Annotated in this window: 16 protein-coding genes; 10 read left to right on the plus strand and 6 right to left on the minus strand. The window is 41.6% G+C overall.

Going from position 1 to position 18,688, the window contains the following annotated elements; all coding sequences use genetic code 11:
- Positions 1-25 precede the first annotated feature (25 nt).
- Entirely contained in the window at positions 26-1,132 is a 1,107-nt protein-coding gene (locus tag FGG15_RS15820) for a LytR/AlgR family response regulator transcription factor (RefSeq protein WP_138837978.1), read from the minus strand.
- 233 nt (positions 1,133-1,365) lie between these two features.
- Between FGG15_RS15820 and FGG15_RS15825 the strand changes: the two genes are divergently transcribed.
- From FGG15_RS15825 to FGG15_RS15865, 9 genes are all read left to right on the plus strand, one after another.
- On the plus strand, positions 1,366-1,722 hold the full coding sequence (locus tag FGG15_RS15825; RefSeq protein ID WP_138837980.1) for a hypothetical protein: 357 nt from the start codon (positions 1,366-1,368) through the stop codon (positions 1,720-1,722).
- A gap of 18 nt (positions 1,723-1,740) precedes the next feature.
- Positions 1,741-2,289, plus strand: a complete 549-nt coding sequence (locus tag FGG15_RS15830) for a YceI family protein (protein WP_237561835.1) — start codon at positions 1,741-1,743, stop codon at positions 2,287-2,289.
- Positions 2,289-2,669, plus strand: coding sequence for a hypothetical protein (locus FGG15_RS15835; protein ID WP_138837984.1), 381 nt, complete (start codon positions 2,289-2,291; stop codon positions 2,667-2,669). The genes FGG15_RS15830 and FGG15_RS15835 overlap by 1 nt, the downstream gene beginning before the upstream one ends.
- A 12-nt stretch (positions 2,670-2,681) precedes the next feature.
- Entirely contained in the window at positions 2,682-3,527 is an 846-nt protein-coding gene (locus FGG15_RS15840; RefSeq protein WP_138837986.1) for a DUF5777 family beta-barrel protein, read from the plus strand.
- A gap of 10 nt (positions 3,528-3,537) precedes the next feature.
- Complete coding sequence (locus FGG15_RS15845) at positions 3,538-3,819, plus strand: hypothetical protein (protein ID WP_138837988.1); 282 nt, start codon at positions 3,538-3,540, stop codon at positions 3,817-3,819.
- 120 nt (positions 3,820-3,939) lie between these two features.
- Positions 3,940-4,335, plus strand: a complete 396-nt coding sequence (locus tag FGG15_RS15850; RefSeq protein ID WP_161991980.1) for an OB-fold protein — start codon at positions 3,940-3,942, stop codon at positions 4,333-4,335.
- A 1-nt stretch (position 4,336) separates the two neighbouring features.
- A complete protein-coding gene (locus FGG15_RS15855) occupies positions 4,337-4,882 on the plus strand; it encodes a YceI family protein (RefSeq protein WP_138837992.1) in 546 nt (181 codons plus the stop codon).
- Positions 4,872-5,798 (plus strand): DUF5777 family beta-barrel protein, encoded by a 927-nt coding sequence (locus FGG15_RS15860; RefSeq protein ID WP_138837994.1) that lies wholly within the window; start codon positions 4,872-4,874, stop codon positions 5,796-5,798. The genes FGG15_RS15855 and FGG15_RS15860 overlap by 11 nt, the downstream gene beginning before the upstream one ends.
- 49 nt (positions 5,799-5,847) lie before the next feature.
- A complete protein-coding gene (locus FGG15_RS15865) occupies positions 5,848-6,030 on the plus strand; it encodes a CPXCG motif-containing cysteine-rich protein (RefSeq protein WP_138837995.1) in 183 nt (60 codons plus the stop codon).
- Between the two features lie 3 nt (positions 6,031-6,033).
- Here the strand turns inward: FGG15_RS15865 and FGG15_RS15870 are convergent, their stop codons facing one another.
- The 5 genes from FGG15_RS15870 to FGG15_RS15890 all read right to left on the minus strand — a co-directional run bounded on the left by FGG15_RS15870 (position 6,034) and on the right by FGG15_RS15890 (position 16,341).
- Entirely contained in the window at positions 6,034-9,402 is a 3,369-nt protein-coding gene (locus tag FGG15_RS15870; RefSeq protein WP_161991981.1) for a VCBS repeat-containing protein, read from the minus strand.
- A gap of 113 nt (positions 9,403-9,515) precedes the next feature.
- Positions 9,516-11,036: a RagB/SusD family nutrient uptake outer membrane protein gene (locus FGG15_RS15875; protein WP_237561836.1), complete on the minus strand. Its 1,521-nt coding sequence runs from the start codon at positions 11,034-11,036 to the stop codon at positions 9,516-9,518.
- Positions 11,037-11,066: 30 nt separating this feature from the next.
- Positions 11,067-14,378, minus strand: coding sequence for a SusC/RagA family TonB-linked outer membrane protein (locus tag FGG15_RS15880; protein WP_161991982.1), 3,312 nt, complete (start codon positions 14,376-14,378; stop codon positions 11,067-11,069).
- 155 nt (positions 14,379-14,533) lie between these two features.
- Entirely contained in the window at positions 14,534-15,661 is a 1,128-nt protein-coding gene (locus FGG15_RS15885) for a FecR family protein (RefSeq protein WP_138838003.1), read from the minus strand.
- A 119-nt stretch (positions 15,662-15,780) separates the two neighbouring features.
- Positions 15,781-16,341 carry an RNA polymerase sigma-70 factor gene (locus tag FGG15_RS15890; protein ID WP_161991983.1) on the minus strand — a complete coding sequence of 187 codons (561 nt, stop codon included), beginning with the start codon at positions 16,339-16,341 and terminating at the stop codon, positions 15,781-15,783.
- A 318-nt stretch (positions 16,342-16,659) separates the two neighbouring features.
- Between FGG15_RS15890 and FGG15_RS15895 the strand changes: the two genes are divergently transcribed.
- Complete coding sequence (locus FGG15_RS15895; protein ID WP_138838008.1) at positions 16,660-18,687, plus strand: MGH1-like glycoside hydrolase domain-containing protein; 2,028 nt, start codon at positions 16,660-16,662, stop codon at positions 18,685-18,687.
- The last annotated feature ends 1 nt before the right edge of the window (position 18,688 follow it).

An 18,688-nucleotide genomic window follows, 5' to 3' on the forward strand; every position in this document is an offset into this window, starting at 1 on the left:
TCGATTGGGAAGAGTGCTTCAAAAGTTAGAGATTTAACCATTGCTTAAATTCTGCGGCCTTGTTCTTGCTAATTAGAATACCAGCTTCAGATTTGGGAACCACTAAAATCTTTAATTGGTTTTTCCCATATTTCACAATTTTATCGATACTGGAAATAGCAATGATAAATTGTCTATTGGCCCTAAAAAAATAAGCGCTGTCCAATTGGGAAAAAAGTTCATCAAGACTGGAATTGGTGGTGGACCGTTTCCCATCAAAACAAACCACATAGGTAATGGAATTTTCGGTATAGATATGAGCAATCTCCTCGGTGGCCACCGGCAATAGTTCATTTCGAATATACGTAAGGATTCTCCGCTTAATGGTAGTGTCTTCCTTGTCTCCTTTACTTTTTTCGGAGACGCGTTGCTGATAATCCCCAACAGCCCTATTTAATTTGGAAAGGTTAATTACTTCGTCCTCAAGCTGCTTGTTTTTGGCCTCCAACTGTTTTTCATAGTTGCTTCCAATAAGGCGAACCACCACCACATAGGACAGAACCACAAAGAGTCCCATAAGTAGAAAGATGGTATAAAATCGGTTCCTCATTTCCTGCAATCTTTGGGAAATGTTGTCAATGCCAATGTGGGCAGCCACAATCCAGTCCGAACCACTTACGGGATATAAATGGATGACCTCGGATTCTTTTGCGAGTGTCTGGTTCGCCGAATCGCGATTCTCTTTTAACCGTCGGTTAAGTTGGCTGTAAAAACTTTCCACCGTTAATTCATCGGCAACGGAAGAGACGAAAGATTTAGACCCACCAGCTTGTTCCCCAACAATTTTGATGTCGGGATGGCAAATGATTTTTCCAGACCAATCCAGAATGCTCAAATAACCAATATCAGTATCGGTTTCCTCCAAACTTTGCTGGACACTTTGGACAATGGAATCCTTGGAAATCCCCATTTGTGTATTATGACCTACCAAAGTGGCAAAGGATTTGGCCTCGTTTTTACTGAACTCCAGATAGGTTTCCAGCAGTGTAAGGGTTCCTGATTTGGTCAAATAATGCAGGGCAATGCTCGCAATGATGGCGTAGATGACCGTAATCGAAATAAACGTTAAGAAGTATAGCCTATCCTTTCTCATAGGATTTCCAACAAATTTTTTATCCAATATAATGATTTTATACCCCCTTTGTAAAAGCGTTCAAGGTTTACTTTTTCGGCAACACGGTTAAGAATTCCTTTTAAGGCTAAAAATTCCCTGTCAAGGCCCAGTTTTCCCTTTCACAAAGGTTTACCCTCCATAATTGCCTGAGGTACTGTTGTTTTGATAGTGTAAATCAATTGACATTATTAAACACAAAAACAATCACAATCATGAAAAAGAAACTAATGTATCTATGCTCATTGGCATTTTTGGTCGTGTTGACAAGCTGTTCAAGTGACAGCGATGAAGATCTTACCCCACCCAATGATGATTTGGTCACGTATGATGGGAACATAAGCGCCTTGATTGGCGGAAGCTGTTTGGGATGCCATTCCTCACCCACCCAAAATGGAGCACCCTTTTCCCTGACCAACTTTACCGAAGTCCAGAGCAGGGCAGGAGGTATTTTAACTGCAATAAGCAGACAAACCTCTGAAGCTAGATCAATGCCACCTGCAGGAAGACTACCTCAATCAGCGATAGATTTGGTTGAGCAGTGGATCGAGGACGGAACCTTGGAAAACTAGCAGAAAATGGTCCAACGCATGGCTAAGATTTCACTTGTCCTCATACTGTTCCTTTGGAATTATCAGGGCGTTGCCCAAGACCAATTTATAGATAGAAATGGGGTCGTAATTTTTGAAGCTTCCGAAGAACTTTTTGAGGAAGTTAAAGCCATCAATAGCACGGCCACTGCGGTTTATGATGCAGAAACCAACGAATTGGCGTCACTGACATTGGTAAGGGCATTTGAGTTTAAAAATTCACTGATGCAGGAACATTTCAATGAAAGCTATGCCGAATCGGACCAGTTTCCAAAAGCCATTTTTAGGGGAGCTCTGAAAAATTTTGATTTGGTAGGGTTGCCATCCGCAGGAGGGGAGGTGCAACTTGAGGGTACTCTCGACTTCCATGGAAAAGTGAAGAAAATCCAAACTGTGGTGAATGCACAATTGGTCAATGATGTGCTGTCCCTCTTGGGCAACTTCACCGTTTCCCCCGCTGATTTTGATATTGAAATTCCACGGATTGTCCGAAACCAAATTGCCAAGGAGGTCCAGGTTAAGTTCGATTTTAAACTGAAAAGGAAGTAATGGCGAGAAGATACCTTTTGATGTTTATCGCAATAGCGGTAGGGGCCCTGGCAATTGTTGGGTACAGAACCCTTTATCCAGAATCCAGGAACATTTTGAAGGAGGAGGCCGTCCATCAACTATCAGCACAGCTGTTATTTGAACATTTTTCTGAAGAAAACGGAGACCAATTCATTGATCAGGCCATAATAACCACGGGAAAGGTGACGGAAATTGACCAACAATCCATATTTCTGGACCACAAAGTGCAGATCAATTTGTTGGACACCCCACATTCCGAAATCCAAGTAGAAGATTATTTGACCATTAAGGGAAGGTGTATTGGGTATGATGATCTTTTGGAAATAGTAAAAATAGACCAAGCAACAATTACCAACTAGAGATACTAAATCATGAAAAAACTAATAGTGTTTTTGGCCCTTGTGCCCTCAATTATTTTTAGCCAGCAGGATCTTTTGCAAGATCTTGAAATTGATGATTCGGAAGCCTTTGAATCAGCTGCTTTTAAGGGCTTAAAAATTGTAAATTTTGAATCTACCAAAATGGTCTCCCAAAAAGAGCTCTATTTTGTGGTTTCACACCGTTTTGGAACCATAAAAACAGGAATCGATGATTTTTTTGGTTTGGATCAGGCCGTTACGCGATTGAACCTTATTTATGGGATTACCGATGGGATTAATTTGGGTATCTCAAGAAGTTCGTTCCAAAAAACCTATGAAGGTTCCCTTAAGTTGCGATTGTTGCGTCAAAAGGAAGGTGCATCTCCCTTAACATTGGTTTTGTTCAATTCAGTTTTGATTAACACTGCCTTGGATGATATTAGTTTACCGGGTCTTGAATTCAAACATCGAGTGGGTTATGCAGTGTCAGCCTTGATTTCAAGAAAGTTGAACAATGATCTTTCCCTGCAGTTGACGCCCACATTTTTCCATGACAACCTGGTCAGCCTGGAGGAGCAAGACAACTCGCAATTTGCTTTGGGTATTGGGGGAAGACATAAGCTGACCAAAAGATGGAGCCTAAATCTGGATTATGGTTGGCATTTGAACCGAGCGGATAATTCCCCATTCAAAAATGCTTTGTCCATAGGGTTTGACCTGGAAACCGGAGGACACGTTTTTCAGTTGCATTTTACCAATGCCCAACCTATGAACACCAATTATTTTTTGGGTCAGGCAACAGGGGATTGGGGTGATGGAGACATCTTCTTTGGGTTCAATTTATCAAGGGTATTTTAAGACAAACAGCATGAGAAAAGGTTTGGCAAAAATTCCGGTGGCACAGGCATTTTGTGATGATTGTGCAAGTGGTATAAAGAAACAGCTTCTTGGAATAGAGGGGATATACAATGTATGCACCAATCCAATGGATTCCTTGGTTTGGTTTCATTTTGGCAGTGCCAATGAACTCGCTTTGGCGCTTAACAAATTAATGGAAATAGGACACCCACCTTTAGGGGATAAAATAAAGAAAGAAAATTACGTGCCGCCTTTGTGCCAGTGTACCAAGGTTGGTTCCAGTGCGGCATAACTACTTTGAAAAGGGAAATTAGTTTTAGTAGTTTTGGACCCAGGGTTTTAAGTAAGGCCCTGGGTTTCTATTGAAGGCAAGATGCGAAGTTTGACAAGTAAAAACCGTTTGATCCTGTGGATGGCAGTTGGTCTTTTGATCTTGGGCATATGTATTGTTTGGTTCATAGCGTCAGCAAAATCTATGGATATGGCCAATGCAGAACCTGAGCTGTACATGAGTGCGAACGATTTGGTGGATTTGCTGGAAAAAAAGGACGGAGCTGGCCTATTGTCCGCTGAGAAGGTTATTGAAATAACAGGTGCAATCAAGGAAATCAATAAAAAGAATAACCGACTTACTGTTATCTTGCATGTTCAGGGAAAGGAACATCCGTCCATTATTTGTGATATGATGGAAGGTCAAGAAAATCTTATCAAGGAATTTGAACCGACAGACACTTTGGTTATCAAAGGTGTTTTCAAAGGCATTTTAAAAGATGCCATATTTTTGAATTGTGTAGTAAGTCATGAATAATATGGGTAAACTTCTACCTTTTTTAGTATTGATCGCCTTTAACGGGTTTGGACAAGTGGCTACCAAATCCATTGCAAGACAGGGTCATGTCTCATTTTTCTCCTACACTTCTGTAGAACACATAAAGGCGGAGAATAATCAGGTGCTGAGTATTGTTGACTCAACCACTGGTGAAATTGCCGTGAGCATGCTCATGAATGCCTTTGTTTTTGAAAAAGCCTTGATGCGGGAACATTTCAACGAAAGTTATGTGGAATCCGATATTTATCCCAAGGCCACTTTTGTAGGTACCATTATGGATTTTGATCCTACTCTTGAAGGTGAACAAACAAGAATGGTGGAAGGTAGGTTCAATATGCATGGGGTTACCAAAGAACTTCAAATCAAGACCAAAATAACGCGCAACAACGAGACCTTTATCCTTTCAGGGACTTTTGAAACCCTGGTCAGGGATTATGAAATAAAGATTCCACCACTTCTGGCGGGGAATATTGCAAAGACCATTTCAGTGGATTTTAATTTTGAATGTATGCCCTATGAAAACTAGAGTTTTTTGGACGCTATTGGTTTTTTGCCTCTTTGTAAATCAAATAATGGCACAAAATGAGCTGCTGGATATTTTGGAAAAGGAGCATACTGATACGGTGCCTCAATTTGTCCCAGCTACATTTAAGTCTACCCGGATTACCTACGGACATTCTGTTGAGACCCGTAAAAAAGGAATTTTGGAGGTGTTTGCGGCAACAAGGTTTTGGAATACCCCGGAGTTACGTTCCCAAAGTTTTGGGGCGGACAAATTGAATGCCCGTATTGCCTTGGAATATGGAATCAGTGATAGACTTACCACGGGCTTGGGGGGATCAACATGGGATGGTCTTTTTGATGCCTTTGTGAAATATAGATTGGTAAGACAGCAGGCAAGTGGCCAGGGGTCGCCAATTGGGCTTACTGTTTTTCAAAATGCAAGCTATAACAGTCATGCCATTAGCAACCCCAATGTTGAAGATGATTTTTCCAATAGATTGTCGTTTACCACCCAACTGCTCATTGCAAAAAAGATCAGTTCTGATTTCTCCTTGCAAATTGCCCCAACCTTTATCCACAGAAGTGCGGTTTATACGCAAGATGAAAGGCAAAATCATTTGGCCCTAGGCTTTGGGGGTAGGTATAAATTGGGGCCACACGTATCGTTGGTGAGTGAATACTATAGAGTTTTCAACCCGGTTGAAAGTATAGATACCTATGGCCCATTTGGAATTGGTGTAAATTGGGAATTGGGCGATGTAATGCTTCAGTTTATGCTGACCAATGCGCCCAGTATGGTGGAAAGTTCATTTATTGCAGAAACCAGGAACAATTTCAATTTTAAGAACCCCAACCTAAATTTTGGGTTTAATTTCACCTACATCATTCATTTTAAAAGGCAGCTTAAAGGACTGAAACAGGGAAATAAAACTCCATAGCATTTTGAATATGCCATGACAACCTGCAAAGACTAAAATCAACAAGACCATGTTGGAACATTTCTTTCAATGTCCTTATTGCTGGGAAGAAATTTCCTTTCTTTTGGATACTTCAATCCGCCAACAAACCTACGTGGAAGATTGCGAAGTATGCTGTAATCCCATAGAAAGCCAAGTAGGGTTTGAAAATGGGGAATTGACGCAATTTCAGGTCGGAATGTTGGGACAATAGGAATTATTGTATTTCGAGAAGTTGCAAATAATCATTGTTTTTGGCTACCAAAAGCCCCTTTTTATTGCTGGCAAGTCTTAACATGCAGGCCTGGCTTACATCCCCTGGGATATACAATCCGCTAGCGTAGGGCATTTGAGGTTCAAAACTTCCGCTTCCGTTCCCTTCCATTAGCAAGCCATATCCAGCATCTTGTCTTGGGGTTTCTACTTCAAATCCGTAAAGATTACCAAAAAGCAGTAGGTCTTCCAGCCCATCTCCAGTAAAGTCCGTGGCTATGATATCCCTTACAGCTGTTTGTTGGGCTAAATTGGGTAAAGGTCTTGATGTAAAACTACCATCTCCCTGGTTTTCAAAATAGGCTGAGGCAAAGGTTTTGGATTGGAATTGCACCGCTGTGGCTAGGTTTTCTTTGCCATAGACATCTTCCAGACTTGCAGATGCAAAATCATGATAGGTGGGAAATTTTTTCTTGATAAATGGCATTTGATTGGAACTACACTCACGTCCGCGTAACGGAAATTGCTTTCCTTCCTGATGATACCCCAAAACAATGTCCAGGGATCCTGTTTGATCAAAATCTTTGGCATAAATTTCGAAAGGTTCCCGGGATGAAGCTTGATATTTGCTGTTTAATCCAAGATTACCGGCTACGAAATCCATATCTCCGTCGGCATCAAAATCCCCAACTTCCAAGCTAAACCACCAACCCGTTTGGTTTTCCAAACCTATATGGTCGGATATGTTCGTAAATGAACCTTTATGGTTTTTAAAGATTTTGATAGACATCCATTCCCCAACAAGGATCAAATCCGAAAAGCCATCCCCATCAACATCGGCCCAAGCAGCGTCAGTGACCATCCCCAGATCATCTGGGATTTCCTCTTGCATTGAAGTGAAATTGATACGTCCATTTTCAGTATCATTTCTCCATAAAACACTAGTTCCGGATAAAGGATATTTTCCAGGTTCTTGCCTACCTCCAACAAACAAATCCAAATCACCATCCTTGTCATAATCATAAGGTCGGACAATGGAACTACTTGAGGCGACATCCTGATTAAAAGGATTTAAAACCTTACTGAAAAGACCATTTTCATTGACATAAATCCTATCCAAATAATAGTTGGAGCCTGCTTTTTCTTCATTGCTGCCACTGGCCACATAAAGATCAAGATCACCATCCTTATCCACGTCAAAAAAGGCGGCATCCACGTCTTCATGGATTTTATCTTCAGAAAAAATAGTTTGATTTTGAACATGGAATTTACCATTTTCCTGCTGCACATAAAGTGCCCCAGAGTATCCTTTAGCACCTCCAATATAGAAGTCATCCAGCCCATCCTGGTTGATGTCGCCCACGGCCAGGGCAGGCCCTTCCTGTGACATTTTGTGAGGCAATAGGCTTTCCAGCGCAAAATCGTCATGGAAGTTTTCCGTATGACGGTACTTAATCTCAGATGCATCGGTAATATCTTGAAAAAGTATATCGGTGATGCGGTTTTTTTCTTCTTGCGTAGCAACGGCCTTACCATAGTCGACGTGCATCCGTTGATTTGACCCTAAATTTTGGAAGGTTTGGGATTTACCATCCGGCCAGAGGATTGCTGCCTTTTCTACTTGGGTGGTCTGTGACAAACCAAAGTGCACCAAGGGCTGCACTGCCGATTGGTATCCGCGGGTAGGATAATTGGTGGCAAATTGTTGTCCGTCGTTTGTTTCTATGGTTACGATTGTACCCACACCGAAGGGGTTTCGCGAAGGCCCCTTAAATTCAAACTGAATGTAGTTCTGCTTGCTATTATTTCGCAGCACGGTGGCCGCCTGATCTATATTGTTGATGACCAAGTCCAAATCTCCATCATTGTCCAAATCGCCGTAGGCTGCGCCATTGGAAAAGGTTGGGGTTTGAATGCCCCAGTCACTTGTTTTGTTGGTGAAGGTCAAATCTCCATTGCTCCTAAAAAGATAGTTGGTGGTTTTGCGTTGAGGTGTTTTTTGAACCAACTCCTCAATGACCTTCGGCATTTTTTCGTTGCGATTTTGTGCCTGTTCCAGCCGTTCCAACTTATACTTTTTAAAATCGTTGTTTCTGAAATCGCGTTTGAGTCCGTTGGTAACGAACAAATCTTTTTGGCCATCATTGTCAAAATCGGCTAATAGGGGAGCCCAACTCCAATCTGTATTGGAAACATTTGCCATTTGGGCAATCTCACTAAAGTGTCCATCGCCATTGTTCAAGTGTAACGCATTATACATGTATTGATAGTGAAACCCTTTTTCAACCGCATAGTTGAAGGCTTTGGGATCCATGCCGCTCATACTTGTCTTAATTCCGTAATTGTCTTCGGCGACCATGTCTAGGGAAATAACCTCTGGTAGCCCATCGTTGTTGATGTCGGCAATGTCGGTTCCCATGGAAAAATTCGAGGTATGCCCCATGGAGGTTTTGATCCCTTCGGTAAAAGTGCCATCCCTATTGTTGTAATAGAGGTAATCCTGTTCTATATAGTCATTGCCCACATAAATGTCTGGCCAACCGTCGTTGTTCAGGTCGCCAATGGAAACTCCAAGGCCAAATCCCAAGGAATTACCTATGATACCAGCTTGTTTGGAAATATTGGTGAATTTCCCGTTATCATTTCTGTATAAACGGTCGCCCACTAGTTCATTTTCCTCATTTTTGAAAACTTCTGGGGTATTGGTATTTACAGGTGCTACATTATGATTTAGTAAAAACAAATCCAAGTCTCCGTCCCTGTCATAATCAAAGAATGAAGCTTGGGTGCTATAACCGGAGAAATCCAAACCATAGGAAGTGGCCATTTCCGAGAATGTGCCATTTTTATTGTTGATGTACAGGAGATTCGCCCTGTTTTCTGCCTTTCCTTTCCCTGATTTGCAGATATAAATGTCCAACCAGCCATCCGCATTGATGTCTGCCATAGTCACTCCGGTTGTCCAACCAAAACTTCCCTTTACCTTGGCCTTGGCTGTAATATCCTCGAACTTGAAATCACCTAGATTTTTGTACAATTTGTTTTCCTTGAGGTTGGCGGTGAAATATATATCGGCAAGTCCATCGTTGTCCACATCTCCAATGGCTACGCCGCCACCGTTGTAAAAATATTCGTAGACCATACTGTTCATGGCACTGTTTTCTGGAATTTCATTAACGAAACCTATTCCAGATTGGGATGAAGAAATCTCCGTGAATAGAGGTATAGTCTTGTCGCTAGGTTTTTCGTTGGATTTAGAGCAGGAAAACAAACCTATCAGGCTTAATAGGATTAATGTATAGGATGTGACGTATTTACAACTGATCAAAATACTCCTGCTTTGTAGGTGAGCGGCCTTAAATTCAATTTCCACTCAGTTTTATCTGATGGGTTTTTATAAAAAACCACCTAAGGACCGCTCTTTGTCCCTAGGTGGCAAGTTACGCTACTTAAACACGAAACTAACTCAAACTAAACTTAACCGGTTTACCATCCAGGGTTTTGATCAAGGTTTTCATTAATGTTGATCTCCTGAAGTGGAATGGGATACAGTATATGTTTGTCTTGAAAGTTCTCGGCAAATGGTTTACCATGATTTTCAAGGGTCGTTTGAATGGACTCTGTGGCGGTGCTACCACGTTGCCAACGGTACAAATCGAACCAGCGAATCCCAAATTCCATGGACAGCTCTACAGGCCGCTCATGATGACGGATCTGCGTTCTTAGTTCGCTCTGGGACAGACCCGCCAATGGGACTGCACCACCTCTTTCCCTTACTTTGTTGACTTCAACTATGGCCTCTGCTGTTTTTCCATTTTCGTTAAGAGCTTCCGCATACATCAACAGTACATCGGCAAAACGAATAATGGTGATGTTGGTACCATTGTAAAAATTGGTGTCTTCATTGAAAGAATACTTTTTGAAGTATTTTGGGTGGTTCAATTCTCCGGCAACATCGCCATAGGCAACTTCCGTGTCGGAATCGCGGCTGTACATTTGAGAACCTGGGTCATCAAAGAAAATACTGGCGTAAACACGCTCACTGGGGTCACCAATGCCATCAACATCCGTTCTCATTTCATCTACCAACCATTGTGAAGGATAAAAGAGTTCCCATCCTCCAAAGGCATAAGGGGAAACTTCAAAGTTGAATACTTGACGCTCATCATTACCATTGGCTCTATCGCCAGTAAACTGAATCTCAAAAACACTTTCACTGCCATTTTCAGCACTTCCGTTAAAATTGTCGGCGTAATTTTCCAACAAGGCATAATCCATAGCAACTACCTCGGCAAGTTTAGCCTCCGCCTGTGACCATTTTTCTTGGAATAGATACGCTTTTCCCAAAAGGGCCTTGGCAGCTCCCTGGGTTGCTCTTCCTATCCACTCCCCAGAATGTGCCACTAACATGGCAGACTCAGCTTCGGAAAGGTCTGTTTCAATTTGGGCCCATACCTCGGCTGGAGTTGCCTGTCCAGGGAAAAGATTGTCTGGGTCCACTTCATAGGTGGTTACCAAGGGTACATTTTCAAAACCGGTCACCAACCAAAAATAATAGTATGCCCTCAGGAATTTAGCTTCTCCCATGATCACATCCTTACTCTCTTGGGAAAGGGCTTCCATGTTGGGAACCTGTTGTAAAATCTGATTGGCACGTCCAATACCGGCATAGGCACTTCGCCAGATATTGAAGGGTCCGCTTTCTTCTGTGGTATTGGTGAAACTTGCCAAGGACCTACTGTAGGTCTCAGCAGTATTGTTCACCATGTCATCAGCTTTATAGGCCATGGCTGTGTATATTTCCTCAAAAAAGGCCCATTTACTACCGCTGGAGCTATGCAAAGCAGCATAGGTGGCGGTAAGGGCTTGAAGCGCATGGTCTTCCGTTTGCCAAAAACTGGATTCCGTAAGGACCTCCCTGTTTTCAACTTCTATAAAATCATCGCTGCAGGAATACATCCCTATTAGGGCCAATACTGCAACTAGAATTAACTTGCTCTCTTTCATGATCTTGATCATTATGTTTTCAATTTTTTGTTAAAGTGTAAGATTCAATCCTAGGATAAGTGACTTGGACAAAGGATAGAAGCCTCTATCAACACCTCTGTTAAAGGTTCCTCCATTTCCTAGGGCAGGATCAAAACCGGAATAATCTGTAATGGTAAACAAATTGGTCGCGGTAACATACAATCGAAGATTGTCAATAGGAAGGTTGCCCATTGCCTTTTGCGGGAAGGTATATCCCACCTGTAGATTTCTTAGCCTGAAGTACGATCCATCTTCCAAGAAATAGCTAGAGGGTCGAATGTTGTTGTTGGGATCCCCAAAGATGTTCCTTGGAATATTGCTTCCGGTATTTGAGGGAGACCAGGCATTCAACAGGTCGGCAGACATATTTTGTCTATCCGTTCTATACAACCACATCCTAACCCCATTGTAAATGTTGTTTCCGTGGGTGCCTTGGAAGAATAAGCTGATGTCGAAATTCTTGTAATTGGCGCTAAAGTTGATACCGTACTCGAAATCAGGAAGTCCACTGCCCATGAATTGTTTGTCATCGTCATCAAGTACCCCATCTCCGTTGGTATCCACAAAGCGAAGATCACCAGGAGCGGCATTAGGCTGTACCCCGTGGGCATCAACTTCCGCTTGTGTCTGGAAAATTCCATCCGCCTCAAACAGGTAAAATCTTCCAATTTCTCCACCCACCTCTGTACGGGTGGTTGGGAAATTGTTGAACTCGATAAATCCATCTGTAAATGCTTCATCTGCAATACCCAATTTAGTAACCTCGTTGGAAGAACCACTGATATTGGCGCTTATGTTATAGCTAAAATCGCTATCCGATCCGTTGTTGTAAGAAGCTGAAAATTCCCAACCTTTGTTCTCCAAATTACCGCCATTGGTCAGTGGGAAAGAGGTAATCCCTGAAGTTGCAGGAATAGGAACATTCACCAACATGTCTGTGGTTTCAGAGGTAAAGTAATCAAATGAGAATTTAACTCGATTTTGCAAAAGACCGAAATCTACACCAATGTTGGTGGTAGTAGTCTCTTCCCATTGGATATCAGGAGTAGGAAACGATGTTGCTATGGCTCCAACAACTACGGGCTGACTTTGCCCAGCTCCGAAAGGATAATTCAGTTGTTGTCCTCCTGAACCAATTCGAGCTAGAAACAAATGATCTCCGATAAGCTGGTTTCCTAAGGTTCCGTAGCTAAATCTAGGTTTTAGTTGGCTGATCAGTTCAGAATCAAAGAATTCCTCATTGTGAACCGCCCAACCAAGGGATAACGAATAAAAATTTCCGTATTTGTTGGTGGAAGCGAAGCGCGAAGAACCATCTCGTCGAACACTTCCTTGAACATAGTATTTATTGTCAAAGTCATAGCTCAATCGCCCAAAATAAGATTGCAAGGTGCTAGTAGAGTTGAATCCAAAAGAAGATTCATCGCCTATACCTGCACTTAAGCCTCTTAACTGATCAGAAGCTAGTTCGTTGTTGGATCCCCCAGATGATCTAAATTCGCTTTTCTCCCTTGAAATACCAAGTAACACTTCAACGTCATGTTTCTCAAATGATTTCCGATAGTTTAGAGTGTTGTTCAAGGTCCATTCATTGGTTCTTGTGCGATTTTCGGACAGGGAAGGATTATCATTTACGGCTTGAGGCCCAAAATTATAGGTGGGCAAAAAGTTGGCAAAATGTGTGTTTTCAATATTGGCACCATACTGGAAGCGATATTCCAGTCCGTCGAAAAGTTTGAGTGTGGCAGCTACATTAAACTGCAGATAGTCATCTTCGTCATTTCTATCATTCAATTCTGTTTCCCCAACTGGGTTTCCTGATCCCAGCTCAGATGGAGGTACAGCAAAACCGTTCAATGTATTGGTATCAAAAATGGACTTGTGGGGCAAAGTTTGATATATCTGCAAGAAAGGTGAGAAACTGGCATTTCCTTCGGAAGTTGGCTCAAAAATCCCACCGGTATTTTCTCGGGTATAACTTACTCCTGGTGCAATATTAAGACGACCTTCCAACAAAGTGAAATCCAAATTCAATCGGGTGCTTAGTCTATTGAAATCGGTGTTTACTACGGTTCCCGTATTTTCAAAATACCCTGCTGAAAAACTGTATTTCATGTTTTCCGTACCACCAGTAATTCCGATATCGTGTTTTTGTTCAAAAGCATTATCGATATATGCACCAACCCAATCTGAATCAGCATACTGGGCTCCACTGGTCAGGTAAGGCGCAGGGGTTTCTCCAGCATTGTTGAAGGCTTCCAACTTTATCTGATCGTGCTGCGACCTGTTGGCCACATCCACGCCATTGCTGAACCATTGGGTGCTGGCATAAGACCCAATAGTGACTTTTGGGTCACCCGTTCTACCTCTTTTGGTGGTTACAATGACCACACCATTGGAGGCCCTGGAACCATAGATGGTAGCAGCAGAGGCATCTCTAAGTATACTGATGTCCTCAATGTCTGATGGGTTGATATACGAAAGGTCTCCTGGAATACCGTCGATTACCACCAATGGATTATTGTTACCAATGGTTCCCAATCCCCTAATTCGGATGATAGGCTCGCTTCCGGGAGCACCGGTTGCAATAGCCACATTTAAACCAGCTACCTGACCTTGCAGCGAGGTTGCAACATCCGCCGTTGGGATTTTTTGGATTTCCTCAATGTCAACAGAAGAAATGGCTGCGGTAACTTCGGCTTTTCTTTGTGTACCGAAACCTACCAAAATAACCTCTTCCAAACCTTGGGCATCTTCTTCCAAAGTAACATTTATGGTGGTCTGATTACCCACAACTACCTCTTGAGTCACAAAGCCCAAGTATCTAAATACTAAAGTGGACTCAAAACCGGGCACCATGATGGAGTAATTCCCATCAAAATCGGTTTGGGTACCCACGGTGGTATTTTCCTTTATAAGTACGGAGGCTCCAGGCAAGGGAGTTCCGTTTTTATCCGTTACTGTCCCGGTAATCTCCTGTTGGTATTTTTTCTTTTTCCGAGTCGCCGGTTTTTCTGATTTAATGAGAAGGATAGATCCTTCGGGAGACAGTTCATACTCAAAATCTGCAAAAGACAAGGTTTTTTTAAGAAGGTCATTAATACGGGTTTCCCCTTTCTTGACCATAACCTTGGGAGCATTTGCAAACAAATCCGATCGATAAATAAAAGAGTAGTCTGTTTGCTGTCTAATGAGGTCAAAAACCTGCTCTACAGTGAGCTCTTGGCTTGTGTTGACAACTATCTTTTTATTTTGTGAGAAGCCTATTTTGGTTGTAAAACCAAAGGTTGCCATACAAAATAGAAAAATAAAGGTCCTCATAATTACGAGTAAAAGGGTCTTCCTATAAAAAATAGGTAGACCAACAAATTTTGTTTTCATAAATTTGAATTCGTTAGTTAGTTAATATTTAATTAATTGATCGACACACAGGGATGGAAGTTTAAATTGTCCAGGTCTAAGCTCCATCCCTTTTTTTATTCTACCATAATAGTTTTTCCTTTAGTTGTAAATTTTGCTTCGTTCGTATTTTCTATAATTGAAAGAATATTTTCTAAATCTTGATTTCGGTTAAAAACACCATTAAAAGTGACGTTCTCAACCTCCTGGTTAATTATGTCCACATCTACATCATACCATCTTGATAACACTGTCATGATGTCTTTCAAAGCCATGTTCTTAAAGCTGAAAAGGCCATTTTTCCATGAAATGGTATTGTAGATATCGGCGTGTGATATGCTGATTTCATTTGTGCCTTTCTCCAGTCGGGATTGGTAACCTGGAGTTAGATTGCTGATGTTTTCACCGTTTCTAATAGCAACTTTACCATTGACCAAGGTGGTTTCGATAAAAGAATCTTCTTTAAAAGCCTTTATATTGAATTCTGTACCCAATACATCCACTTCTTGTTCCTGAGTGGCCACCAGAAAATGGGTTCCGTTGTGATGTGCACTAGGAGAAACCTCAAAATAGGCCTCACCGTACACCAATTCCACCTTTCTTGGCTGATCTGTGGAAAAATTGACAGGATATCGCAATTCCGAATCTGAATTAAGCCAAACTTTGGTATTGTCGGATAGGGTAATGTAGAACTGCCCACCTCTTGGTATGGTCAAAGTGTTATATAGCACTGTTTTGGATGAAGTCTCAGCTTTATTGGTGTAAACGAGCTCCTGACCATTGCTGGTAAGGGCCTGGGTGCTGAACGCTTTGCCTTTTTCCAGCGGTACTTTGGTGCCATCTTCCAAGGTAAGTGTGGCCTTATCCGTACCTATTTCAATTACCTCATTGACGATATTGGTCGTAGGTTCTGTTATTGGGTCTTGGTTTGTGAGCAAAAAAGGGAGACTTAGTAATACTAATAGTGCAGCCACCGCTGCATATTTCCAAACCGTGGAGAAACTTTTGCGGGGACGGATTTTGGAATTAATCTGTTCCCACCCTTTTTGAATATCAACAATATTCCGTGATTTTGAATAGCTTTCGCGAACTTTTTCAAAGTAAGATTTATGGGTTTCGGATTCAGAAATCCAATCATTAAAAATCTGCTCTTCCTCTAGGCTAAGAGTATTATTTAGTTTCTTTAGAATTAACTTAAATTCCATTTTTGTTTTGACTTTCTATTTTGTAGACAATCAAAATCGTAAAATGGGTGACAAAAAAATGACAAAAATTTTAAAAAAAAAAGAGCTAAAAATTAGCAAAAATCGTAAGAATGAAGGCCTTAGTGAAGTGTCAAAAGTGCAATAACAATGGCCATCTGCTGTGTGATTTTTACCTTGGCTCTTTTGAGTTGGGTCTTAACCGTGTTCACTGAAACACCCAATTCCTCCGCAATATCCACATACTTGTAATTCTCTATAAATCGCATCTTCACAATTTGCTGCATCTTGGTAGGAAGGCCTTCAACAACCTTCAGCAATTGGATGTGGATAATTTTGAGGTCCTCATCGGAAAATACGTCCAAATTATAATCGGCACTAAGCATGGATTGCATGTCCAAAACGTTTGCATCGTCTGTGATTTTTATGGTTTTCAAAAAGTTGAGGCAGCGGTTCCTCACCATGGCATACAGATACCCTTTTAAAGAACTTTTGATTTCGAGGGAATAAGACTTTTCCCATAGGTGGATGAAAACTTCTTGCACAATATCTTCACTCCAACCTTGATCAAAAAGATAGCTATTGGCGTAGTGGACCAGTTCCGCATAGGTGTCTTCAAAGAACTTTTTGTAGACAAATTGGTTTTGGTTCCGTATTTCCTGTATAATTGAATTAGAGTCCAAGATGGTTGTGCTAAAAGACCTAATAAAACTAGTTTCTATACCGGTTTGGCATAAATTGTCCAGCTATTCCAAATCGCTCTGGGGTATTATCTTACAATGGATGCCCAAGATGAAACAAGCTAGTATTAAAATTATGAATTAACGAAAATTTTACCTCCCAACAGATGTTAAAATGGTTTTTTTTGTACATTGCATCCGTCCACAATAGCAACATTCTTTTCCTTTTGTTGTGATTTACCATGTCGTTCGTGTAGCTTGAAAGAGGTATAAATCCTTTAATTAAAGACCATAGGAAAACAAACTTATGGCAGCAAGCTTATGGACAAATTCATCTTTTTATTTTTTGTATTGATTGCCCTGCTTTATGGCTGTAAACAAGGGGAGCCGATCAACAGTTCCACAAATCAGATGCCTCATGTTTCCAGTTATGCCAACACCTTGAATTATACCGGAGCACCTAAACACCCAAGGGATAGGGAGATGCTTGTTTTTTCGGACCAAGGGGCTTGGTTTGGATATGGTCTGCCCAAGAATGGGAAGGGAGGAAGTTTTAGTGGCCCTTTCTTAATGACCCAAGAAAATGGGGTTTGGTTAAGCCCAAACCTCGTTCAACTAAAACTTATTTGGGACGATAACGATCAAGTTGCAATGGATTGGAAATCGTCCCTGATTTCCCAACGTAGTTTTTCCAGCCATTTGGAGCAAATTTTCGAAAATTCAAGCTTGGAGGTAAAACAGGAACTGGTTTTTATGTCTGGGCATACGGCCTTACAACGCAACTCCATTGCCAATCGGACAGATCAGGCCATTACCCTAAACCTGGAATATTCAGGGGTGGTCTTTAAATTGGATATGCAACTATCCAATAGAAACAATACAATTCAGTTTGATTCAGAAAAAAGTGATGCCGTAGGATATCTACAATTTTTGAATGGGGTAGATGGTATTCTATTGGAAGATAGCCTCTCGTACAAAGCCAGAAAATCTGCTGTAACCATACTGCCCAATACATCAAGAACCTTTTTGGTTTCACAATCCTTTATTTTTCCGGAATATGTATGGAACATAGAACAGGATGCAATTCATAAAGTAGACTTTGATTCCCTACTACAGACTCGCCAAATGGAAAAAGACCAGGAGTTGGCCGCCATTCATTCTAAAACTGCTGCCAAATTTAAAGATAGTGTATATGCCGAGCTTCTTGCAAAAGCCCACTTGACCTTACAGAACAATTGGAGAATTGCAGCAGGGGAATTGCAGCACCAAGGATTGTTTCCAAGCTACCACTATGAGTGGTTCCACGGTTTTTGGTCCTGGGATTCATGGAAACATGCGGCAGGATTGTCCCTATATGCACCAGAATTGGCCAAAGACCAAATGAGGGCCATGTTCGATTTTCAATTGGATAATGGCTTTATTGTGGATTGTGTATACCGTGACACTTCGATAGAACCCCACAACTTTCGGGACACCAAACCTCCCTTGGCGGCATGGGCCGTGGCCAAGATTATGCAAATGGATACGGACACCAGTTTTGTGAAGGAAATGTATCCGAAACTGAAAAAATACCATGAGTGGTGGTATGTGGATCGGGATCATGATCAAGATGGTCTATGTGAGTACGGTTCCACTGATGGGACGCTCATTGCAGCTAAATGGGAAAGTGGGATGGACAATGCCATTCGCTTTGATAATTCCAAGATTTTGAAAAACTCTGAAGAGGCATATTCCTTAGATCAAGAAAGTGTTGATCTCAATGCTTACTTATATGCCGAAAAATTATATTTGGGAAGCTTGGCAGAGGTGCTAAATTTGATGGATGAAGCCCAACAATGGAAGATGGAAGCTGAGAATTTGAAACAACGCATTCAAACACAATTTTATGATGAGGATGATGGCTGGTTCTACGATACCAATTTAAATGGAGACCAATTTGTAAAGGGAGCTGGAAGCGAAGGATGGATTCCCCTTTGGGCAAAAGTGGCCACAGGCCAGCAAGCAGAAACTGTAAAGAACCAGATGTTGGATCCAGAAAAGTTTTATGTGAAAGTTCCATTTCAGACCATGGCAGCCGACCATCCCTTGTTCAACCCCCTAAACGGGTATTGGAGAGGTCCAAATTGGTTGGATCAAGCCTATTTTGGAATTAAGGGGTTAAGGAACTATGGGTTTACCGAGGAGGCCGATGAGGTTACCGAAAAACTTTTGCAGGGTGCCGAGGGACTTATGGAAAAGGGTGCACCCATTTATGAGAATTATCATCCCTTAACGGGAAAAGGACTGTACGCCAAAAATTTTAGTTGGAGTGCAGCCCACATCATTTTACTACTGACAAACCACGAATAAT

It is taken from the genome of Flagellimonas algicola, assembly GCF_005937185.1.
GTDB lineage: Bacteria > Bacteroidota > Bacteroidia > Flavobacteriales > Flavobacteriaceae > Flagellimonas > Flagellimonas algicola.